This window comes from Luteimonas wenzhouensis (assembly GCF_007859305.1).
Lineage (GTDB): Bacteria > Pseudomonadota > Gammaproteobacteria > Xanthomonadales > Xanthomonadaceae > Luteimonas > Luteimonas wenzhouensis.
This window is the reverse complement of record NZ_VOHE01000001.1, coordinates 683,362-706,014: the sequence shown is the minus strand read 5'-3', so window position 1 is coordinate 706,014 and position 22,653 is coordinate 683,362. Positions and strand designations below refer to the sequence as shown.

The window sequence follows — 22,653 nt, the reverse complement described above, 5'->3', positions numbered from 1 at the left end:
CGAACACTGGCCCCACAACGGGGAGCGTGCGCCGCCGGTGCCGGGGCGCTTTTTTTGGGTTTTTCTTCCAGATCAACAACCTGGAGTGCGACAGATGAGCAGGAACAGCAACAGTGCCCTGCGGGGGAGGATTCGACGGAACGCGCTCTGGCTCGCCCTGGGCCTGTGCGTTTCGGGCACGGCGCTTGCGCAGTCCAACACCTCCGGCAGCATCACCGGCCGGGTGGCGGCCGGCGACACCATCCGGGTCGAGAGCCCGGAAACCGGCTTCACCCGTGAAGTCCAGGCCGGCGCCGACGGCAGCTTCCGCATCGGCGCGCTGCCCACCGGCACCTACCGCGTGGTGCGCACCTCGCCCGACGGCACCACGAGCGTCCAGGAAGGCGTGTCGGTCTCGGTCGGCACTGGCACCCCGGTCAACTTCTCCGCCGCCGGCGCGTCCACCCTCGACGCGGTCGTGGTCCGCGGCACCTCGGTGTCCCCGATCGACCTGTCCTCGGTCGAGTCGGCCACCATCCTCACCGAGGCGGTGATCGACCGGCTGCCGGTCAACCGCAGCATCACCGACGTGGCCCTGCTCGCGCCGGGCACCACCAAGGGCGACTCCGCCTTCGGCAACCTGCCCTCGTTCGGCGGTGCGACCGTGGGCGAGAACGCCTACTACCTCAACGGCTTCAACATCACCAACTTCCGCAACGGCCTGGGCGGCAGCACGGTGCCGTTCGAGTTCTACCGCGAGTTCCAGCTCAAGACCGGCGGCTACGGTGCCGAGTTCGGCCGCTCGACCGGCGGCGTGATCAACGCGATCAGCAAGTCCGGCACCAACGAGTGGAAGTTCGGCGGCAACGTGATCTGGACGCCGGACTCGCTGCGCGAGAACCAGCCGACCGTGTACGACCGCGACGGCAACCTGTACATCTACAACGACCGCGACGCGTACGACGCCTACCGCGTCAACCTGTACGCGAGCGGTCCGATCGTCAAGGATCGCCTGTTCTTCTACGCGATGGGCGAATACCGCCAGACCGACCAGAAGACCTTCGGCCTGTCGACCGCCAACGACTATGAGACCAACGACCCGTTCTGGGGCGTGAAGCTCGACTGGTACATCACCGACGACCACCGCCTCGAGTACACCGGGTTCTCGGACGAGCAGAACCGCGACCTGGTGGTGGTGCCGTTCAGCCCGACCGCAGAGGTGCCGCGCACCTTCGAGGGCCGCGGCACCCAGCGCACCGGCGGGCAGACCAACATCTTCCGCTACACCGGCTACCTGACCGACGACTTCACCGTGTCGGCGCTGTACGGCAAGGGCGAGCTCGAGAACTCGGTGTTCAACGCCGACGGCGGCCAGGCCTGCAACTACGTGGTCGACCAGCGCAGTTCGCCGTCGCGCCGCCTCGGCTGCGCCGCGTACTCGCAGGATTCCTACGCGATGGACGAACGCGAGGCCTATCGCCTCGACTTCGACTGGCACCTGGGCGACCACCGCCTGCGCTTCGGCCTGGACCGCGAGCAGAACACCGCCTACGAGAACACCTACTATGCCGGCGCCGGGCCGGTGGTCGAGGACGTGTTCCCCGCCGAACGCGGCCCGTTCCCTGGCGGCGCGTACTACCAGCTGCGCAACGGCTTCGTGCTCGAGTACGCCTACCTCAACGAGGGCGGGTTCGAGACCACCTCGAACGCGTACTACCTCGAGGACAACTGGCAGGTGACCGACAACCTGCTGCTGAGCCTCGGACTGCGCAACGAGCAGTTCGACAACAAGAACAAGGCCGGCGAGAGCTTCATCAAGATCACCGACCAGTGGGCGCCGCGCCTGGGCCTGAGCTGGGACGTGGGCGGCGAGGGCACGACCAAGGTCTTCGCCAACTATGGCCGCTACCACCTGCCGGTGGCCACCAACACCAACATCCGCATGGCGGGCGACGAGTACTACGTGCTTCGCGTCTACGACTGGGACGGCACGCTCGATCCTTCGACCAACCGCCCGGTCATCGACCCCGCGGGCTACTGGGACGGCGAGCCGTACGTGATCTACGGCGACGGCACCCTGCACGACACCACGAGCCTGGTGAACAGGGACATCGATCCGATGTACCAGGACGAACTGATCGTGGGCTTCCAGCGCCAGCTGACCCCGGAGTGGTCGGTGGGCGTGCGCGCGATCCGGCGTGACCTCAAGAGCACGCTCGAGGACGTGGCGATCGACGCCGCGCTCAACGCCTACGCGGCCGCCAACGGCTACGACGACTTCCAGGCCGGCGGCTTCGACTACTACGTCCTCACCAACCCGGGCAAGGACATGCGCGTCGGCATCGACATGGACGGCGACGGCATCGTCGAGGACGTGTTCCTGACCGCCGAGCAGCTCGGCTATCCCGATTCGGTACGCAAGTACAACGCGGTCGAGGTCACCTTCGAGCGCGGCTGGGACGGCGTCTGGTTCCTGCAGGGCTCCTACACCTGGTCGCAGAGCTACGGCAACAACGAGGGCTACGTGCGCTCGGACAACGGCCAGAGCGACGCCGGCCTGACCACCCTGTTCGACCAGCCCGGCCTGCTCGACGGCGCGCACGGCTTCCTGCCGAACGACCGCCGCCACACCATCAAGGTGTTCGGTGCCTACCAGTTCGCCGACGAGTGGCGCGCCAGCGGCAACGTGCTGTGGCAGACCGGCCGCCCGATCAACTGCTTCGGCAACCATCCGACCGACGCGTTCGCGGCCGAGTACGGCAGCGAAGCGTTCTACTGCGGCGGGGTGCTGACGCCGCGCGGCACCGCGGGCCGGACCAGGCAGATGTTCAGCCTCGACCTCGGCCTGCAGTACCGGCCGAACTGGGCCCAGGACCGCCTGGCGATCGGCGTGGACGTGTTCAACGTGCTGGACAACTCGGCGGAACTGGAAGTCAACGAGATCGGCGAGTTCGATTTCGATCCGGACAGCTATCCGCTGAGCACCTGGGGCGTGCCGACCACGTTCCAGGCGCCGCGCGAGGTGCGCTTCTCGGTCTCGTACGACTTCTGACGCCCCGGCGGGCCCGGCTCCGGCCGGGCCCGAAGGCGACGGAAGATGGGCAAAGCCGCGCTCCGCCGCGGCTTTGCTTTTGCCCGCCGGACGGGCCGCGCCGGCGCAGTGGGGTGCGGACACGAAGAAGCCGCGGTCGCCCGCGGCTTCCCCGGTCCGGCGCTGGCGGCCGTGGTCAGGCCAGGCCGGCCTGCTTCATCACTTCGGCGGCGTAGTCCTCCACCACCTTCTCGATGCCCTCGCCAACGGCCAGGCGCTGGAAGCCGATGACCTCGGCGCCGGCGGCCTTGAGCACGGCCTCGACGGTCTTGTCGGTGTCGAGCACGTACGGCTGGCCGTACAGGCTGACCTCGTTGACGATCTTGCTGATCTTGCCGCCGATGATCTTCTCGAGGATCTCGGCCGGCTTGGCGCGGTCCTTCTCGCTCAGCTTGGCCAGTTCGATCTCCTTCTCCTTGGCGATGAACTCGGCCGGCACGTCGGACTGCTTGTTGTGCGGCGGGTTCATGGCCGCGACGTGCATCGCCAGGCCGCGGGCCAGCTCGGCGTCGCCGCCCTTGAGCTCCAGCAGCACGCCGATGCGGCCGCCGTGGACGTAGGCCGCGACGTGGTTGTCGCTGTCGATGCGGGCCATGCGGCGCACCTGCACGTTCTCGCCGACCTTGGCGATCACGGCGGCGCGGGCCTCCTCGACGGTCTCGCCGGACGGCAGCTTCGCGGCCTTCAGGGCCTCGATGTCGGCGGCCTCGAGCGCGGCCTGGGCGACGGCGCTGGTGAAGCTGGCGAAGTTCTCGTCCTTGGCGACGAAGTCGGTCTCGGAGTTGACCTCGACCAGCACCGCCTTGCCGGCGGCCTGGGCGGCGGCGACGCGGCCCTCGGCGGCGACGCGGTCGGCCTTCTTGTCGGCCTTGGCCAGGCCCGACTTGCGCAGCGCCTCGGCGGCGGCGTCGATGTCGCCGTTGTTCTCGGTGAGTGCCTTCTTGCACTCCATCATGCCGGCGCCGGTACGCTCGCGCAGCTCCTTGACCATGGATGCGGTGATTTCCATCGGGGGACCTCGGATTCGTGGAATTCGGGCGGAGGGCAGGGCGCCCGCCGCGGGGGCTGGTGGCGGCGGCAGGGGCTGCCGGCCGCGATGGCGGCCACGCCCGGGGGCGCGGCCGCGTTGCCGGGATCAGCCGGCGGCCTGGGCCTGGTCGGCGGCTTCGCCTTCCTGGGCGGCCTTCTTCGGCGCGCGGCGCGCGGGCTGCGCGTCGGCCTCGACGAACTCGTCCTCGCGCACGACGGCGGCGTTGGGCGCGGCGGCCTTGCCCTCGAGCACCGCGTCGGCGGCGGCGCGAGCGTACAGCTGCACGGCGCGGATGGCGTCGTCGTTGCCCGGGATCGCGTAGTCGACCAGGTCGGGGTCGTAGTTGGTGTCGACCACGGCCACCACCGGGATGCCGAGCTTGCGCGCTTCCTTGACCGCGATGTCCTCGTGGCCGATGTCGATCACGAACAGCGCGTCGGGCAGGCGGTTGAGTTCCTTCAGGCCGCCCAGCGAAGCCTCGAGCTTGGCGCGCTCGCGGCGCAGGCCCAGCACCTCGTGCTTGACCAGCTTGTCGAAGGTGCCGTCGGTCTCGGCGGCTTCCAGCTCCTTCAGGCGCGCCACCGACTGCTTGACGGTGCGGAAGTTGGTCAGCGTGCCGCCCAGCCAGCGCTGGGTCATGTACGGCATGCCGCAGCGCTCGGCCTCCTCCTTGATCGCCTCGCGCGCGCTGCGCTTGGTGCCCACGAACAGCACGATGCCGCGCTTCTGGGCGATGCCCGAGATGAAGTTCATCGCGTCGTTGAACAGCGGAACCGTCTTCTCGAGGTTGATGATGTGGATCTTGCCGCGGGCGCCGAAGATGTATGGGGCCATCTTCGGGTTCCAGTAGCGCGTCTGGTGGCCGAAATGCACGCCGGCTTCCAGCATCTGGCGCATGGTGATCTGGGGCATGGGTGGAACTCCAGGTGGAGGGAACCGGCCGCCGGGTCGATCGGATGGGCGGCGGCGCCCGCGGGACGGGCGCGTGGTTCCGGGGTTGGGCCTCCCCGCTGCCTCCGTGGCCGAACCTCTCGCGAGGCACCCCGGCACGGGGGATTGCAGCGGGTGTGTATTCGCCTGCGTCCATCGACGCGATGCCCGGCGTGGGCAGCCGGCCGCCGGGATCCCGGAAGCACAGCCGGGAAATGATAGCCCGCGGGGCCGGGCCGGGGCAAACAAGGGGGCGCAAGGCGCCCGGGGCGGCCGCGGGTGGGCGAGGTCCGGACGCCCGGCCGGGCGCGCGCCGGCACGGCCGGCCGGGCTCGGCGATAATGCCGGCATGACCATCCAGCTCAAGACCCCCGAGCAGATCGAGAAGATGCGCGTCGCCGGCCGCCTGGCCGCCGAGGTGCTCCAGGTCGTGGCCGAACACGTCAAGCCCGGCGTCACCACCCTGGAACTCGACCGCATCTGCCACGACCACATCGTCAACGTGCAGAAGGCCGTGCCCGCCAACCTGGGCTACAAGGGCTATCCGCGCACCACCTGCATCTCGGCCAACAACGTGATCTGCCACGGGATCCCGAGCGAGTCGAAGGTGCTCAAGGACGGCGACATCATCAACATCGACGTCACCGTCATCAAGGACGGCTGGCACGGCGACACCAGCCGCATGTACTACGTCGGCACGCCGTCGGTGATGGCGCGGCGGCTGGTGGAGACCACCCGCGAGGCGCTGTTCCGCGGCATCCGCGTGGTGCGCCCGGGCGCGACCCTGGGCGACATCGGCCACGCGATCCAGCAGTTCGCGGAAGGCGAGCGCTTCAGCGTGGTGCGCGAATACTGCGGCCACGGCATCGGGCAGGTCTACCACGAGGACCCGCAGGTGCTGCACTACGGCCGCCCCGGGGAAGGCCTGGTCCTGCAGCCGGGCATGACCTTCACCATCGAACCGATGATCAACGAGGGCTCGCGCCACACCCGCCTGCTCCCGGACGGCTGGACCGTGGTCACCAAGGACCGCAAGCTCTCGGCGCAGTGGGAGCACACGGTGGCGGTCACCAGCGACGGGGTCGAGATCCTGACCCGGTTGCCCGGCGACGACAACGACCTCTGAACGTGACCGCGGCCCCCGACAGCGACGTCGCGCCGCACCCGGAAGGGGACGCGGCCTGGGCCGCGGCGGCGGCCGAGGCGCTGCGCTCGCAGGACGCCGGCTTCGCGCGGCGTTTCGATGCCGACGAGGACATCGAGCGGCTGCTGATGGCCCGGGTGATCGCGGTCGACTCGCTGGTGCGCCAGGCCTGGGCGCGCACGATCCCCGCCGACGCCGACCTGACCCTGTTCGCGGTCGGCGGCTACGGCCGCGGCGAGCTGTTCCCGCGCTCGGACGTCGACCTGCTGGTGGTGGTGGGCGAGGAGGCGTGCGAGGCCGACACCGCGGCGCTGTCGCGGCTGTTCGCGCTGCTCTGGGATGCGGGCCTGCCGGTCGGCCACGCGGTGCGCACGCTCGACGAGTGCACCGCGGCCGCGGCCGGGGACGTGACCGTGATGACCTCGCTGATCGAGGCCCGGCCGCTGGTGGCGGCGCCGGAGATGGCCGCGCGGCTGGAAGATGCGGTCTCGGTGGAGCGGGTCTGGCCCGCGGGCGCGTTCTTCGCCGCCAAGCGCGAGGAGCTGCGCCGGCGCCATGCCCGCTTCGGCGACACCGCCGACAACCTCGAGCCCAACATCAAGGAAGGGCCCGGCGGGTTGCGCGACATCCAGACCCTGCGCTGGATGGCGCGCCGCGTGTTCGGCACCCGCGACATCGAGTCGCTGATCCCGCTCGGCCAGCTGGGCCTGGACGAGTACTCGGCGCTGGAGCGCGAGTGGCGGGTGCTGGCGCGGCTGCGCTACGGGCTGCACCTGGTGGCGGGCAAGCGCGAGGAGCGTCTGCGCTTCGACTACCAGAAGGCGCTGGCGGCGCGGCTGCAGCACGTCGAGGACGCCGACAACGACCGGGTCGAGCGGATGATGCAGCAGTTCTACCGCAGCGCGGCGATCGTGCTGCGGATCGGCGAGCGCCTGCTGCAACGGTTCGAGGAACAGATCGAGGGCGACGCCGAGGCGGTACCGCTCGACGCCGAGTTCGCGATGAAGCGCGGCTACCTGGTGGCGCGCGACGAGTTCTGGCCCGGTGCGGACATGGCCCGCGTGTTCCACCTGTTCGCGCTGTGGGCCGACCACCCCGAGGCCAAGGGCCTGCATTCGCGCACCGCGCGCGCGCTGGCCGAGTCGCTGCATGCGTTGCCGGCCTACCACGAGGCGTCGCAGGCGCTGCGCGAGCAGTTCCTCGCCCTGCTGGGCGGCCCGGGCCCGGTGCGCACCATCGAACGCATGGCCAGGCTGGGCGTCCTCGGACGCTGGATCCCGGCGTTCGCCCGCGTCTCGGGGCGGATGCAGTTCGACCTGTTCCACGTGTACACGGTCGACCAGCACACCCTGGCGGTGCTGCGCAACCTGGCGTCCTTCTCCACCGGCCTCCCCGACGAGCGCTTCTCGATGGCGCACGAGGTCTGGCCGATGCTGCGCAAGCCCGAACTGCTGCTGATCGCCGGCCTGTTCCACGACATTGCCAAGGGCCGCGGCGGCGACCACTCCGAACTGGGGGCGGTCGATGCGCGCGAGTTCTGCGAGGCGCACGGGCTCGGGGCCGCCGACACCGCGCTGGTGGAGTGGCTGGTGCTCAAGCACCTGTTGATGTCGGTGACCGCGCAGAAGCAGGACATCTCCGACCCGGCGGTGATCCACCGCTTCGCGGTCGAGGTGGCGGACCGGGAGCGGCTGGACTACCTCTACCTGCTCACCTGCGCCGACATCGCCGGCACTTCGCCCGCGCTGTGGAACGCGTGGAAGGACCGCCTGCTGGCGGACCTGCACGTGGCGACCCGCTACGCGTTGCGGCGCGGGCTCGAACATCCGATCGGCGCGGCCGAGCGGATCGCCGAGGCGCGCGACAAGGTCCGTGGGCTGCTGGCCGCGGAGGGCGTGGAAGGGGTCGACGCGCTGTTCGCGAGGATGCCCGAGGCGGGCTTCCTGCGCGCCCGGCCGGACCAGGTGGCGTGGCAGGTGCTGGCACTGCGCGAGGCCGCGCCCGGGACCCGGGTGGTGCGGGTGCGCCGGGTGGCCGGGGCCGGCGGGGCGCTGGAAGTGTTCGTGCACGCGCCCGACCGCGACGGGCTGTTCGCCGCGATCGTCATCACCCTCGACCGGCTCGGGCTGGCGATCCAGCGTGCCCGCGCGCTCGACGGGCCGGGGCGCACGATCTTCGACACCTTCCAGGTGCTGTCGGTGGACCAGCGCCAGGCCCCGGATACCGCGGCGATCGAGCGCAAGCTGGCCACCGTGCTCGCCGGCTCGCTCGACGTGCGTCCCGCGCGGCGAGCGCAGCCGCGCCACCTGCGCCACTTCCGGGTGGCGCCGCAGGTCGACTTCGACACCAGCGCCGACGGCCGGCTTACGGTGATGAGCCTGGTCTGCACCGACCGGCCCGGGCTGCTTGCGGACATCGCCCAGGTGCTGCGAGAGCAGTGCATCCGCGTCCACGACGCGCGCATCGCCACCTTCGGCGCGCGCGCCGAGGACGTGTTCCTGGTCAGCGACCGGCAGGACCGGGCGCTGGACGAATCCCAGTGCGCCGCGCTTCGCGACGCGCTTCAACTTGGCATCGAAGGAGAGCAACAGGCATGACCGCAGCGGGACTGGCCGCCACGCAGCAGGCGATCGAACAGGCATGGGAGCGCCGCGCGGCGCTGTCGGCGGAGGAGGTCCAGGCCCTGCGGCCGGCGGTCGAGCAGGCCATGCAGGGACTCGAATCGGGCGAGCTGCGCGTGGCCGAGCCGAAGCCCGGCGGCGGCTGGCAGGTGAACGAATGGCTGAAGAAGGCGGTGCTGCTGTACTTCCGGGTCAACGACATGGCCGTGGTGGATGCGCAGCCGGCGCCGTTCTGGGACAAGGTGGAGGCGCGCTTCGCCGGCTTCGACGCCGAGCGTTTCCGCGCGATGGGCGTGCGCGTGGTGCCGGGCGCGGTGGCGCGCCGCGGGACCTACTTCGGCCGCGACGTGGTGCTGATGCCGAGCTTCGTCAACATCGGCGCCCATGTAGGCGAGGGCACCATGGTCGATACCTGGGCCACGGTCGGCTCCTGCGCGCAGATCGGCAGGCACGTGCACCTGTCCGGCGGCGCCGGCATCGGCGGCGTACTCGAGCCGCTGCAGGCCAGCCCGACGATCATCGAGGACCACTGCTTCATCGGCGCGCGCTCGGAGGTGGTCGAAGGCGTGGTGGTGGGTCACCACAGCGTGATCGGCATGGGCGTGTTCCTCGGCCAGTCCACCCGCATCTACAACCGCATGACCGGCGAGATCAGCTACGGCTACGTGCCGCCGGGCAGCGTGGTGGTGTCGGGACAGCTGCCGGCGAAGGACGGTTCGCACTCGCTGTACTGCGCGGTGATCGTCAAGCAGGTGGACGAGCGGACCCGCAGCAAGACCAGCGTCAACGAACTGCTGCGCGGCCTGGCCGACTGAGCCCGGACCCCTTGCAGGAGCGGCTTCAGCCGCGACCCGGCAGGCATGGCGCCGCCGTGGTCGCGGTCGCGGCTGAAGCCGCTCCTGCGGGGAAGCGAATCGAGGAGGAGCCCGGATCATGACCACCCTGTACGGATTGAAGAACTGCGATACCTGCCGCAAGGCGACGAAGTGGCTCGACCGTTTCGGCATCGCCCACGAGTTCGTCGACTACCGCGACCACAAGCCCACGCCCGAAACGCTGGTCGAGTGGGCCGGCAAGCTGGGCGGTTTCGCCGCGATGGTCAACAAGTCTTCCACCACCTGGCGGCAGCTGCCGGACAACCGCAAGGCCCCCGCCAGCGATGCGGAGTGGAAGCTGCTGCTGCGCGAGTACCCGCAGCTGATCCGGCGGCCGGTGGTGGTGACCGCGGATGGCGAGGTCAGCCAGGGCTTCAGCGACAACGGCTTCAAGAAGCGGTTCGGAATGTGATCGCCGCCATGCGCCCGGCGCTGCCGCCGGTTGTGATCCCGGGCGCGGTGCGGAATGCTGGGCGCGGTCGCGCCTCCCGCGACCGTTGCTGCGATCGACCCGACCGGATGCCCGGACATGACCCAGACCAGTGACGTCCTCGCCCTGGCCAGCGAGCTGATCGCGCGGCCCTCGGTCACCCCCGACGACGCGGGCTGCCAGGCCCTGCTCGCGGCGCGCCTGGCGCGGGCCGGCTTCGCGGTCGAGCAGCTGCGCTACGGCGAGGTCGACAACCTGTGGGCCACCCACGGCAGCGGCGGCCCGGTGCTGGTGCTGCTCGGCCATACCGACGTGGTGCCCCCCGGGTCGCGCGATGCCTGGACCAGCGACCCCTTCGCGCCCACCGTGCGCGACGGCGTGCTCTACGGCCGTGGCGCCGCGGACATGAAGGGCAGCGTGGCCGCGTTCGTGGTCGCGCTCGAACGCTTCGTGGCCGCGCACCCCGACCATCCCGGCACCGTCGCCCTGCTGCTGACCTCGGACGAGGAGGGCGATGCCATCGACGGCGTGCGCCGGGTGGCCGACACCTTTCGCCAGCGCGGCACCCGCATCGACTGGTGCATCACCGGCGAACCCTCCTCGACCGCCCGCCTGGGCGACCTGCTGCGCGTGGGCCGCCGCGGCAGCCTCACCGGCACCCTCACCGTGCGCGGCGTGCAGGGCCACGTCGCCTATCCGGACAAGGCGCGCAACCCCATCCACGAGGCCGCGCCGGCGCTGGCCGAACTGTGTTCGCGGGCGTGGGACCAGGGCTACGAAAGCTTCCCGCCGACCAGCCTGCAGGTCAGCAACATCCACGCCGGTACCGGCGCCAACAACGTGATCCCGGGCGAACTGCAGGTGGTGTTCAACCTGCGCTACAACCCGCATTGGGACGCGCCGCGGCTGGAGGCCGAGGTCGCGGCGCTGTTCGAGCGCCACGGCCTGGACTACACCTTGCGCTGGCACCGCAGCGGCGAGCCCTTCCATACCCCGGAAGGCCCGCTGCGCGCGGCCGCACGCGAGGTGCTGGCGGCGTTCGCCGGCAGCCCGCCCGAGGAGAGCACCGGTGGCGGCACCTCCGACGCGCGCTTCATCGCCCCGCTGGGCGCACAGTGCATCGAGGTCGGCCCGGTCAACGCCAGCATCCACCAGGTGGACGAACACGTGCGCGTGGCCGACCTGGAGGCGCTGCCCGGGCTGTACCTGGCCCTGATCGAGCGGCTCCTGGCATCCGCCCCGGCGGGCTGAGTTCCGGCACCGGACGCGAAGGGACGGGTGGGCGACGTCCCGGCGCAAGCGGGCAGGGCGGTTACTCCCGGCCGGCCGGCGTCCTGTCCTGCGCGGGCAAGTATTGCCGTCGTTCGCCGCTGCGCGGACCGCGGGTGTCGACGTTCACGCAGAGCCTGTCGCCGCAGACCACCGCGTCCGATGCGTGGAAGGCGCGCAGGACCGGGATCGCATCGTCATACCGCTGCACTTGTGCCCGGGCGGTGGCGAGTTCGCGCCTGACGTATCCCAGCACCAGCAGTGATGCCACCAGCGTCAGTCCCAGAGTGGCGAGCGATGCCAGGGTCCATGCCCGCGCAGTCCGCCCCATGCGTTCGACCTGCACGCGCAGGACCGCCAGGGCATGGGAATGCTCCTCCAGACGGGGCTTGAGCGCGCCCGAGGCCTCGCTTGCAATGCGCTCGGCGGCCTGCCCCGTGATGCGCAGGACGTCGTTCCTGAACCTCTGTTCGGAATGCGCCCTGGCCTGGACATCGTGCTCCAGCATCGCCTGGACCTTGCGTGCGTGCCCGGAGATGTCCGTGCGCAGCGCCAGCAGCACCTTGGCGATCTCGGTGTTGGAGTCGATGGACCTGCGCAGTTCGGCGCTCGCGCCCGCCAGTTCGTTCGTGGTGTGCATGCTCATCCCTGGGATCGCCGGGGAGGCGACCGGTCACGTCCGGGCCAGCGCGTCGCCCTGGTGCCGCCCGGCCTGCTCGTTGGCCTGCCGGGCGGCGTGTAGCTGTTCGCCCGGTTCCGCAAGGCGCATCCCCTCGTCGGAGCGGTTGAACTGCCGTCCGATCAGGTCCAGGGCTTCGCCATCCCTGGCCTGCAGCGCGGCATACAGCTGCCCGAGGACCGGGTCGGTGAACGGCGTCGCCGGACCGGTGACGCGGCCCTCTTGAGTAACGACGCCTGATGGACCGCGTTGCGGCTCCTCCACGCTGATCAGGCGCTGCCAGAGCTTCCTCTCCGGCAGTTCGTTCTCCTGTTCGCGGTTGAGGGGGCTGCCGGGGACCGGGTCGGGAATGCGCCGGAACTCGCGGATGTTGTCGAGGGGCTTGAGCGCGCCGTCGTAATCCTTGTCGCGCAACTTGATCCCGAAGGGCAGCTGGATCTCCCGGTGCAGGCCAGCGCGGTTCAGGGTGCCCCAGGTGAAGTCGATGCAGCTGTTGGTAGCGCCGGCGTACTGGAGATTGAAGTGCCGCTCGTCCTTGTTCAAAGCCGATTCCCCGTAGGTGAGGAGCGCCTCGTACTGGACTTCCGTGATTTCCATCGTGCGAATGTAGGCCGGGCTCCGGTAGGCCAGGTGCTCGTCCCTGACGACATGCCCCGGTCCGCCTGTTCCGCTCTCGACTGGCGAGAATCCGTACCCACGCTCTACTGTTCCATCGCTGATGCTGTAAAAGACATGTCCGGCCAGCGAGCGTCTGGGGTGTTCGCCGCCGTACGAATGGATCTGCGTGCCCGGTGCAGCGACGTAGATCCTGAGGATGTAGTTCTTGCCGGTGGGTTCGATGCGTGCACGGGCATGGGACATGGGGCGATGCCTATGGGCTGTGGGAACTCACCGGGGGTAGTAGTGGGAAACAAGAAGTTCGTAACGCAGCTTCGGCAACTTCCGCTTCAGCTGTTCCAGGACCGGATGTGACTCCAGGCTCTCCACCTCCACGCGATACGTCCCTGGTTGCGGAACGATCTGGGCGAACTGGTGGACGTAATAAACCTCGTCATCCCGGAACAGGCCGGCATCGATCAGGGGTGTGTTGTCGGTGCTCGCAGCTGGATGGTTGGTGAAGATCTCTCCGGGATGGGGCTCATATCGGGTTTCGAGGTCGGCGATGTTCCTGTGGATGTCGTACAGGAGCACGGGGTCCTCGTGGGCACCGGCGATGCGCCTGAGTCGAATGCGGACGGGCAGCGCTGACTCATGCAGGTACTCGGTCAACTGGACCGAGTTTCGCAACATCTCGTCAGATCCGTCAGACGTCGCGTTCACGGCGCGAAACCCGATGAAGACCGGTCTGGGCCCGCCGTTCCGAGGGGCTTCCGGCAACTCGAAGTCCACGGTGAGCCGGCTGCCCGCCTGCTCCAGGGCGAACGGTTCGACGACGGGGAAGTTGCCCGGGCGCGAGTGCGGGTGCGACGCATCGGCCCGTGGCCCGTCCACGCAGGCGGTCATGGCGAGCAGTCCTGTAGTCAGGGCAAGAAGCGTCCGGAGCGTCATCCCCGGACGGCGATGCGGCGCGCCTGGCGGGCGGCCACCGGGGCCGCGGCATTGGGGTGGGGACACACGGGCAGCTCCATTTGCCTTCGGGAAGGGCGCGTTCCGGCGCCGTGCGTGCGATGCCAGTCTAGGGACGTCGAACCCGCGGCGCAACATGGTTTGAGCGTGAGTCCGGCTCTGGCGCCCAGGTGGCGCAGGGTCATCGGTGGTGCGGATGTTGCCTGCGTGCAGGTGCGCGGGTGGCGCCATCCCCGATGGGTGGTCGCGGCTGAAGCCGCTCCTACAGGAGAGGGGGCTTGGGAGGGGCGCGGGGGCTATTCGGTCCCGGTGCGCTCGACTGGACGGGCGAGGCGGTCGTGGCGCATGGCGCTCACCACCAGCATCAGGCCCAGCACCGCGGCGACCAGGAACATCACCACGGCGAGCGCGGGATAGCCCAGCAGGGTCGGGCCCGCCTCCATCCTCATCAGCTGGGTCGAGGACAGCAGCAGGGCGGCGATCACCACCGCCGAGGCAATGCGGTTGGCGATCTTCTGCAGGTTTTCCATCAGTCGCGAATCGTCCAGGCCCGCCAGGCGCACCTGCAGGCGGTTGGCCGCGACCAGCGACAGCGCGTCGGACAGCTTGCGCGGCGCTTCGCGCACCAGCTCCTGCAGCTCCATCGCCTCGGCGGCGAGGTTGGTCGGCGAGAGCGACTGGCGCAGGCGCTCGCGCATCAGCGACTGCAGGTGCGATTCAATCTCGCGGCGCACGTCCACGTCCGGCGCCAGCGCGTCGACGACGCGTTCGAGGTTGAGCAGGGTCTTGCCCAGCAGGCTGATCTCCGGCGGCGTGCGCAGCCCGCACTCGGTGGAGCGGCGCACCAGTTCCAGCACCATCCGGCCCTCGGACGTGCGGCGGGCGGAGCCGGAATAGCGCGCCACCACCTGCGACACCTCGCGCACGCAGGCCGACTCGTCGAAGTCCTCCAGCCGCGTGCCCAGCGCCACCAGCTCGCGCGCCACGTCCTCGCCGCGGCTGTCGACCGCGGCGAACACCAGCTTGAGCAGCCGCTCGCGCTGGCGCGGCGGGATGGTCGCGACCATGCCCAGGTCGATCAGGGCGATGCGTCCGTCCGGGCACAGCAGCACGTTGCCGGGATGCGGATCGGCATGGATGTCGCCGTGCACGAACACCTGGTCGAGGTAGGCGCGCAGCAGCTCCACGGTCGCCGGGGCGGTGTCCTCCTCGGTGCGCCGCAGACCGCTGATCCTGGTGACGTTGATGCCGTCGATCCATTCCATCACCAGCAGCCGCGGGGTGACGTAGTCCCACAGCGGGCGCGGCACGCGCAGCCGCTCGTAGCCGGCGAGGTGGCGCGCGAAACGCTCCAGGTTCTCGGCCTCGATCCGGTAGTCGAGCTCGTCGAGCATCGCCTTGCGGAATTCGGCGATCCAGTCGGCCAGGCGCATGCGGCGGCCGGCGTCGGTGAGCGCGTCGGCGGTGCCGGCCAGGCCCGCCAGCACGTCGAGGTCCACGCGGCAGGCGCAGGCCACGTCCGGGCGCTGGATCTTCAGCGCCACCACCCGGCCGTCGCGCAGCACCGCGCGGTGCACCTGGGCCAGCGACGCGGCGGCCATGGGCTCGGGGTCGATCTCGGAGAACACCTTGCTGGCGCGCACGCCCAGCTCCTTCTCCAGCAGCGCCTCGATGTCGTCGACCGGCGCCGGCGTGGCGTCGTCCTGGGTGCGCTCGAGCGCGGTGATCCAGCTGGCCGGGACCAGGTCCGGCCGGGTGGACAGCGCCTGGCCGAGCTTGACGAAGGCCGGCCCCATCGCCTCGAGGTCGGCGACGAAGCGCTCGGCCAGTTCGTCGGTCTCGCCGTCGACGGGGTCTTCCTCCGCCTCGCTGAGGTCGAAGCCGGTAAGGATGCCGGCGCGCCGGTAGCGCGCGAGCATCGCGACCACCTGGGACGTTCTCGACAGCCGCTGCATGGTCTCGCTCAAGGTCGTGCCTCCGGATGGATCCCCGGGCCGGCGACCGGCCCCCGGCGAGTATTCCGCCGCGCTGGTGACGGTTGTGTCTGCAACTGTTGCAAGCCCCGGGCGCGCCGCGGTACCGTCGCGCCATGGCCCTGCAGTCCTTCCGCAACGCGAACGTCCGCAACCGCAACCGCGCGGCGAACAATCGCGTGCGCGAAGCGGGCTGCAACCTGGCGTAGTACTTCCTACAACGCCGCCAATGCAGGCCCGCATCGCAAGGTGCGGGCCTTTTTCGTGTGCGCCCGGGATGGCCGGGCCGACCAGGAGTGCGTGATCGATGTGTTCGATTTTCGGCATGTTCGGGCTGCAGCCCGGAGACGACGTCCAGGCGCTGCGGCGGCAGGCGCTGGAACTGTCGCAGTTGCAGCGCCACCGTGGCCCGGACTGGAGCGGTGTCCACCACGACGCCGGCGCGATCCTGGTCCACGAGCGGCTGGCGATCGTCGACCCGGCCGGCGGTTCGCAGCCGCTGCGTTCGGCCGACGGCGGCTTGGTGCTGGCGGTCAACGGCGAGATCTACAACCACCGCGAACTCCGGAGCGAACTGGCCGGCGGCTATGCCTTCCAGACCGGCTCGGACTGCGAGGTGATCAACGCCCTCTACCGCGAGGACGCGCCCGCTTCGTTCCTCAACCGGCTCAACGGCATCTTCGCGTTCGCGCTGTGGGACGCCGGGCGCGGCCGCGCGCTGGTGGCGCGCGATCCGATCGGGGTGGTGCCGCTGTACTGGGGCCACGACCGCGCCGGCCGCCTGTGCGTGGCCTCGGAGATGAAGGCGCTGGCGCCGATCTGTGCCGACGTGGCGCAGTTCCCGCCGGGCCACTACTACGACTCGGCCAGCGGCGCGCTGGTGCGCTACTACGACCGGCCGTGGCGGGATTACGCGGCGGTCGAAGGGGTCGAGGTCGGCCCGGCCGCGCTGCGCGAGGCGTTCGAGGCGGCGGTGCACCGCCAGCTGATGAGCGATGTGCCCTATGGCGTGCTGCTGTCGGGCGGGCTGGATTCGTCGCTGGTGGCGGCGGTGGCCGCCCGCTACGCCCGGCGCCGGGTCGAGGATGACGACCGCAGCGAGGCCTGGTGGCCGCGCCTGCACTCGTTCGCGATCGGCCTGGAGGGCTCGCCCGACCTGGCCGCGGCCGAGATCGCGGCCGAAGCGCTCGGCACCGTGCACCATGGCTTCACCTACACCTTCCAGGAAGGCCTGGACGCGCTGCCGGAGGTGATCCGGCACATCGAGACCTACGACGTCACTACCATCCGCGCCTCCACGCCGATGTACCTGCTGGCGCGGCGGATCAAGGCGATGGGGGTGAAGATGGTGCTCTCGGGCGAGGGCAGCGACGAGATCTTCGGCGGCTACCTGTACTTCCACAAGGCGCCGAACCCGCGCGAGTTCCACGAGGAGCTGGTGCGCAAGCTCGACGCCCTGCACAACTACGACTGCCTGCGCGCCAACAAGTCGATGATGGCCTGGGGCGTGGAGCCGCGGGTGCCGTTCCTGGACCGCGAGTTCCTGGACGTGGCGATGCGCATGGACGCGAAGTACAAGATGGTCGACCCGGCCCGCGCCGACGCCCAGCGCATGGAGAAGGGCGTGCTGCGCCAGGCCTTCGACGGCTACCTGCCCGACTCGATCCTGTGGCGGCAGAAGGAACAGTTCAGCGACGGCGTGGGCTACGGCTGGATCGACGGGCTCAAGGCGCACGCCGAGGCCCAGGTCTCGGACCGGGAGCTGGCGGCGGCCGAGCGGCGCTTCCCGCACAACCCGCCGCAGACCAAGGAGGCGTACTACTACCGGGCGCTGTTCGAACAGTTCTATCCGGGCCCGGCCTGTGCCCAGACCGTGCCAGGCGGCAAGTCCATCGCCTGCTCCTCGCCCGCGGCGATCGCCTGGGACACCAGTTTCGCGGCGATGGCCGATCCGTCGGGGCGCGCGGTCGCGGGTGTGCACGCGCAGGCGCTGCCGGCGGCCTGAACGACGCGGGGGCACCGGCAAGTTCTACCGGACTTGAACGGCCGCCCGCCGGGGACGCCCCGCGGGCGGCCGCGACGGCGCCTCGTGCGACAATCGGGGCCCACCCGCCGAACGCGTCCGCGCGCCCAGCCGATGTCCCTGCATTCCAGCCTCCTGTTCTCCGCGCTGTGCGTGGCCAGCCTGTCGGCTTGCGCCCAGGCCCCGGACTCCGGCGAGGCCGGGGCGCCGGCAGGGACCGCCGTCGCGGAGGCCGCGGCCCCGGTCGGGCAGATCCGCACGGTCCCGGGCACGCCCGAGGACCGCGCGCGCCAGGCGATCGAGTCGATCAGCCCGGACATCCAGATCGACGCGATCGGGCCGGCGCCCCTGGCCGGCTTCCGCGAGGTGATCGTGTCCGGGCAGACGCTCTACGTCAGCGACGATGGCAAGTACCTGCTGCAGGGCAGCCTGTTCGACGTGGAGGCGCGGCGCGACGTCAGCCGCGCCGGGGTGGCCGCGGTCCGCCGGCGCCTGCTGGCCGAGGTGCCCGACGAGGAGCGCATCGTGTTCGCGCCGCCCAACCCGCGCTACACCGTCTCGGTGTTCACCGACGTCGAATGCGGCTATTGCCGCAAGCTCCACCAGGAGATCGCCGAGTACAACCGCCGCGGCATCGCGGTCGAGTACCTGGCGTTCCCGCGCATGGGCCCGGACACCGCCGACTTCGCCCTGATGGAGGCGGTCTGGTGCGCCCCCGACCGCCGCAAGGCGCTTACCGACGCCAAGAACGGGCGGCCGGTGCCGCCGCGCAGCTGCGACAACCCGGTCGCGCGGCACTACGAGCTGGGCCAGCGCGTGGGCCTGACCGGCACCCCGATGATCGTCACCCGGAGCGGGGTGCAGATGCCGGGCTACCTGCCGCCCGACGCGCTGCTGTCGATGCTGCAGCAGGTCGAGGCGGCCGAGGCCGCCGACGCCGACCGGGGCGGCTGAACCCCCGCCGCGGCCGGGGCCGGGCGGCGCGCCGCAAAGCCCATTACAATAGGCGGCCCGCTCCCAGTATCGTCCGGACATGATCGTCCTCGAGGGCCTGCCGGCCCTGTCGCCGTTCCGCCGCGAACGGCTTGAGTCCCGCCTGCAGTCGATCGCGCCCGAAGTCCGGATCGCCGGCGCCTGGCACGTGTACTGGATCGAGCCCGAACCCGGTGCGGCGCCGGACCGGCGGGTCCTGGAGCGCGTGCTGGAGGCCGGGCAGGACCGCCATCCGGCGCAGGCCGGTGCCAGGAGCCGGTTCGTGTCGCCGCGCCTGGGCACGATCTCGCCGTGGTCGAGCAAGGCCACCGACATCCTGCGTGGCGCCGGACAGCCGGTGCGGCGGGTGGAGCGGGGCATGCGGATCGACCTGCTCGGCTGGCCCGAGGCCCCGGGCGCCGGGGTCGCGTTGGCCCGGCACCTGCACGATCCGATGACCCAGTCGCTGCTCGGCTCGCACGAAGAGGCGGCCGGGCTGTTCGCGGTGCCGCGCCGCGGCGAGGTCGAGCGCATCGCGCTCGACGGGCTGGAGGAGGCGAACGCGCGCCTGGGCCTGGCGCTGGCCGACGACGAGATCGAGTACCTGCGCGAGCGCTTCGGCGCGCTGGGCCGCGAGCCGTCCGACGTCGAGCTGATGATGTTCGCGCAGGCGAATTCCGAGCACTGCCGGCACAAGATCTTCAACGCGTCCTGGACCGTGGACGGCGAGGAACAGCCGCTGTCGCTGTTCCGGATGATCCGCAACACCCACGCGCGCACGCCGCAGCACACGCTCTCGGCCTACAGCGACAACGCCGCGGTGGTCGAGGGCTATCCGGCCAGGCGCTTCCGGCCGGATCCGCACAGCGGCGAGTACCGCAGCGAGCCGGTGGCCGAAAGCGCGTTCTGCATCAAGGTCGAGACCCACAACCACCCGACCGCGATCTCGCCGTTCTCCGGTGCCAGCACGGGCGCGGGCGGCGAGATCCGCGACGAGGGCGCGACCGGGCGCGGCGGCCGCCCCAAGGCGGGACTGACCGGCTTCAGCGTCTCGCACCTGCGGATCCCGACCCTGCCGCAGCCATGGGAATCGCCGCGCGCGCTCAACCCGCGCATGGCGCCGGCACTGGAGATCATGCTCGACGGCCCGCTGGGCGGCGCCGCGTTCAACAACGAGTTCGGGCGCCCGAACCTGCTCGGCTATTTCCGCAGCTTCGAGCTGCAGCACGACGGCGAGCCGGTGCGCGCCTACGACAAGCCGATCATGCTCGCTGGCGGCCTGGGCACGATGGACCGGCCGATGGTTTCCAAGCTCGCCCTGCGCCCGGGCGACGCGGTGGTGGTGCTGGGTGGCCCGGCGATGCTGATCGGGCTGGGTGGCGGGGCGGCCAGTTCGGTCGCCTCGGGCGAGAGCTCCGAGGACCTGGATTTCGCCTCGGTGCAGCGCGAGAACCCGGAGATGGAGCGCCGCTGCCAGGAAGTGATCGACCGCTGCGTGGCGATGGGCGACGGCAACCCGATCCGCTCGATCCACGACGTTGGCGCGGGCGGCCTGTCCAACGCGATCCCCGAGCTGCTGCACGATTCGAACGTGGGTGGGGTGGTCGACCTGGACCGCGTGCCCAGTGACGACCCGTCGCTGTCGCCGATGCAGCTGTGGTGCAACGAATCGCAGGAGCGCTACGTGCTGGGCGTGGCGCAGGACCGGCTGGCCGAATTCGCGGCGCTGTGCGCGCGCGAGCGCTGCCCGTTCGCCGTGGTCGGCGTGGCCACCGCCGAGCAGCGCCTCACCGTCGGCTACGGCACCCTGGCCGATGCCGGGCAGGGCGCGCAGGATCCGCGGGTGGAACCCGTGCAGGCCGACGGCCCGCACCCGATCGACCTGCCGATGGACGTGCTGTTCGGCAAGCCGCCGAAGATGCACCGCGACGCGACGCGCCCGGCGCCGGTGCGCTGGCGCATGCTCAACACCAACGTGGTCGACCTGCGCGAGGCGGGGCTGCGGGTGCTGGCGCATCCCACCGTCGCCGCCAAGCAGTTCCTGGTCACGATCGGCGACCGCGCGGTCGGTGGCCTGACCGCGCGCGACCAGCTGGTCGGCCCGTGGCAGATGCCGGTGGCCGACTGCGCCCTCACCCTGTCCGGCTACGACGGCGTCGCCGGCGAGGCGATGGCGATCGGCGAGCGCACGCCGCTGGCGCTGATCGACTCCGCCGCCGCCGCGCGCATGGCCGTGGGCGAGGCGATCACCAACCTCTGCGCCGCGCCGGTGGAGTCACTGGAGCGGGTCAAGCTGTCGGCCAACTGGATGGCCGCGGCCGCTCACGCCGGCGAGGACGCGAAGCTGTTCGACGCGGTGCGGGCGGTGGGCATGGAGCTGTGCCCGGAGCTGGGCCTGAGCATCCCGGTCGGCAAGGATTCGCTGTCGATGCAGGTGCAGTGGCAGGATCCGGCCGCGACCACCCAGCACAAGTCGGTCTCGCCGGTGTCGCTGGTGGTGACCGCGTTCGCGCCGGTGCCCGACGTGAACGCGCAGCTCACGCCACTGCTGGAGGACGGGATCGAGAGCGAGCTGTGGCTGATCGGCCTGGGCGCGGGCAAACAGCGCCTGGGCGGTTCGATCCTGGCCCAGTGCTACGGCGCCTTCGGCGGGGCCTGCCCCGACCTCGACGACCCGGCGCGCCTGCGCAGTTTCTTCGAACTGGTGCGCGACGCGCGCGAGGCCGGGTTGCTGCGCGCCTACCACGATCGTTCCGACGGCGGCACGTTCGCCACCCTGTGCGAGATGGCGTTCTGCTCGCACCGTGGGCTCGACGTCGACCTTGATGGCTGGGGTGAGGACCGCGCCGAGGATGCGCTGCGCATGCTGTTCTCCGAGGAACTGGGCGCGGTGGTGCAGATCGCGGCGAAGGACCGTGCCGAGTTCGCCGACCTGGTCGCGCGCCACGGCCTGGTCGAGTGCGCGCAGCGCATCGCCCGGCCCACCGGCAGTGGCCGCATCCGCGTGCTGCACGGCGAGCAGCTGCTCGCCGAGTGGCGCTGGGAGGAGCTGTTCGACGCCTGGTGGTCGGTGTCGCACGCCATGCAGCGCCTGCGCGACAACCCCGAATGCGCCGACGAGGAACGCGAGGCCGCGCGCGCGTTCGACGCCCCCGGCCTGGCGCCGGTGCTTTCGTTCGATCCGGCCGAGGACGTCGCCGCGCCGTACATCGCCTCGGGCGCGCGCCCCAGGGTCGCGATCCTGCGCGAGCAGGGCGTCAACAGCCAGGTCGAGATGGCGGCCGGCTTCGACCGCGCCGGATTCACCGCGGTCGACGTGCACATGACCGACCTGCTGTCCGGGCGCGTGCGCCTGGACGGCTTCGCCGGACTGGTGGCCTGCGGCGGCTTCAGCTATGGCGACGTGCTCGGCGCGGGCCGCGGCTGGGCCACTTCGATCCTGGAACACGCCGAACTGCGCGGCCAGTTCGCCGCGTTCTTCGCGCATCGCGACACGTTCACGCTGGGCGTGTGCAACGGCTGCCAGATGCTGTCGCAGCTGCGCGACATCATCCCTGGCGCGGCGCACTGGCCGCGCTTCCTGCGCAACCGCAGCGAGCAGTTCGAGGGCCGCCTGGGCATGCTCGAAGTGCCCGCGTCACCGTCGCTGCTGCTGGCCGGCATGGCCGGTTCGCGGATTCCGGTGGTGGTTGCCCATGGCGAAGGCAGGGCGGCGTTCGCCGCCGAGGGCGACCGCGCGCAGGTGCAGGTCGCGCTGCGCTACGTCCGCGGCGACGGCACGCCGGCGACGCACTATCCGGCCAACCCCAACGGCTCGACCGACGCGATCGCGGGCGTCACCAGCGACGATGGCCGGGTCACGATCCTGATGCCGCATCCCGAGCGCACCCTGCGCCGGATCAACTTCAGCTGGGCACCGGCCGACTGGCCGGACGAATCGCCCTGGATGCGCATGTTCCGCAACGCCCGCGCGCTGGTGGGCTGAGCCCCGGCGCGGGCATGCCCGCGCGCGGTGTCGACCTTCCGGTCACGCCGCGCCTGCCCGAAGTCCTGGACGCTTCTTCGCCGTCG

At 70.9% G+C, this 22,653-nt stretch carries 15 protein-coding genes; 9 read left to right on the top strand and 6 right to left on the bottom strand.

Translation table 11 applies throughout. The features are described from left to right. Positions 1 to 94 precede the first annotated feature (94 nt). Positions 95 to 3,031 carry a TonB-dependent receptor gene (locus FQY79_RS03115; protein ID WP_186759717.1) on the top strand — a complete coding sequence of 979 codons (2,937 nt, stop codon included), beginning with the start codon at positions 95 to 97 and terminating at the stop codon, positions 3,029 to 3,031. A gap of 175 nt (positions 3,032 to 3,206) precedes the next feature. Here the strand turns inward: FQY79_RS03115 and tsf are convergent, their stop codons facing one another. Continuing rightward, positions 3,207 to 4,079 carry a translation elongation factor Ts gene (gene tsf / locus FQY79_RS03110; protein WP_146310623.1) on the bottom strand — a complete coding sequence of 291 codons (873 nt, stop codon included), beginning with the start codon at positions 4,077 to 4,079 and terminating at the stop codon, positions 3,207 to 3,209. A gap of 126 nt (positions 4,080 to 4,205) precedes the next feature. Then, entirely contained in the window at positions 4,206 to 5,012 is an 807-nt protein-coding gene (gene rpsB / locus FQY79_RS03105) for a 30S ribosomal protein S2 (protein WP_146310621.1), read from the bottom strand. A 367-nt stretch (positions 5,013 to 5,379) separates the two neighbouring features. Between rpsB and map the strand changes: the two genes are divergently transcribed. The 5 genes from map (at position 5,380) to dapE (ending at position 11,351) form a co-directional block, all read left to right on the top strand. After that, a complete protein-coding gene (gene map, locus FQY79_RS03100) occupies positions 5,380 to 6,156 on the top strand; it encodes a type I methionyl aminopeptidase (RefSeq protein WP_146310619.1) in 777 nt (258 codons plus the stop codon). A gap of 2 nt (positions 6,157 to 6,158) precedes the next feature. Continuing rightward, positions 6,159 to 8,771 carry a [protein-PII] uridylyltransferase gene (gene glnD, locus FQY79_RS15550; RefSeq protein WP_146310618.1) on the top strand — a complete coding sequence of 871 codons (2,613 nt, stop codon included), beginning with the start codon at positions 6,159 to 6,161 and terminating at the stop codon, positions 8,769 to 8,771. Then, complete coding sequence (gene dapD, locus FQY79_RS03090; RefSeq protein ID WP_425463168.1) at positions 8,768 to 9,610, top strand: 2,3,4,5-tetrahydropyridine-2,6-dicarboxylate N-succinyltransferase; 843 nt, start codon at positions 8,768 to 8,770, stop codon at positions 9,608 to 9,610. Before glnD ends, dapD begins: the two co-directional genes overlap by 4 nt. Positions 9,611 to 9,728: 118 nt before the next feature. After that, complete coding sequence (locus FQY79_RS03085) at positions 9,729 to 10,082, top strand: arsenate reductase (RefSeq protein ID WP_146310616.1); 354 nt, start codon at positions 9,729 to 9,731, stop codon at positions 10,080 to 10,082. A 117-nt stretch (positions 10,083 to 10,199) separates the two neighbouring features. Further along, complete coding sequence (gene dapE, locus FQY79_RS03080; RefSeq protein ID WP_146310614.1) at positions 10,200 to 11,351, top strand: succinyl-diaminopimelate desuccinylase; 1,152 nt, start codon at positions 10,200 to 10,202, stop codon at positions 11,349 to 11,351. 61 nt (positions 11,352 to 11,412) lie between these two features. On the opposite strand, the gene FQY79_RS15545 is transcribed toward dapE, so the two are convergent. The 4 genes from FQY79_RS15545 to FQY79_RS03060 all read right to left on the bottom strand — a co-directional run bounded on the left by FQY79_RS15545 (position 11,413) and on the right by FQY79_RS03060 (position 15,569). Further along, a complete protein-coding gene (locus FQY79_RS15545; protein WP_246122974.1) occupies positions 11,413 to 12,015 on the bottom strand; it encodes a hypothetical protein in 603 nt (200 codons plus the stop codon). Positions 12,016 to 12,042: 27 nt separating this feature from the next. Next, a complete protein-coding gene (locus FQY79_RS03070; protein ID WP_146310612.1) occupies positions 12,043 to 12,909 on the bottom strand; it encodes a hypothetical protein in 867 nt (288 codons plus the stop codon). Between the two features lie 27 nt (positions 12,910 to 12,936). Then, the gene (locus FQY79_RS03065) at positions 12,937 to 13,551 is read right to left on the bottom strand and encodes a DUF5625 family protein (RefSeq protein ID WP_146310610.1); all 615 of its coding nucleotides are present in this window, start codon (positions 13,549 to 13,551) and stop codon (positions 12,937 to 12,939) included. Positions 13,552 to 13,910: 359 nt separating this feature from the next. Further along, the gene (locus tag FQY79_RS03060; RefSeq protein ID WP_146310853.1) at positions 13,911 to 15,569 is read right to left on the bottom strand and encodes an ABC1 kinase family protein; all 1,659 of its coding nucleotides are present in this window, start codon (positions 15,567 to 15,569) and stop codon (positions 13,911 to 13,913) included. 325 nt (positions 15,570 to 15,894) lie between these two features. On the opposite strand from FQY79_RS03060, the gene asnB reads away from it, so the two are divergent. The 3 genes from asnB (at position 15,895) to purL (ending at position 22,567) form a co-directional block, all read left to right on the top strand. Continuing rightward, entirely contained in the window at positions 15,895 to 17,592 is a 1,698-nt protein-coding gene (gene asnB, locus FQY79_RS03055; RefSeq protein WP_146310608.1) for an asparagine synthase B, read from the top strand. Between the two features lie 132 nt (positions 17,593 to 17,724). Further along, complete coding sequence (locus tag FQY79_RS03050) at positions 17,725 to 18,564, top strand: DsbC family protein (RefSeq protein ID WP_146310606.1); 840 nt, start codon at positions 17,725 to 17,727, stop codon at positions 18,562 to 18,564. A 79-nt stretch (positions 18,565 to 18,643) separates the two neighbouring features. Further along, entirely contained in the window at positions 18,644 to 22,567 is a 3,924-nt protein-coding gene (gene purL / locus FQY79_RS03045; RefSeq protein ID WP_146310604.1) for a phosphoribosylformylglycinamidine synthase, read from the top strand. The last annotated feature ends 86 nt before the right edge of the window (positions 22,568 to 22,653 follow it).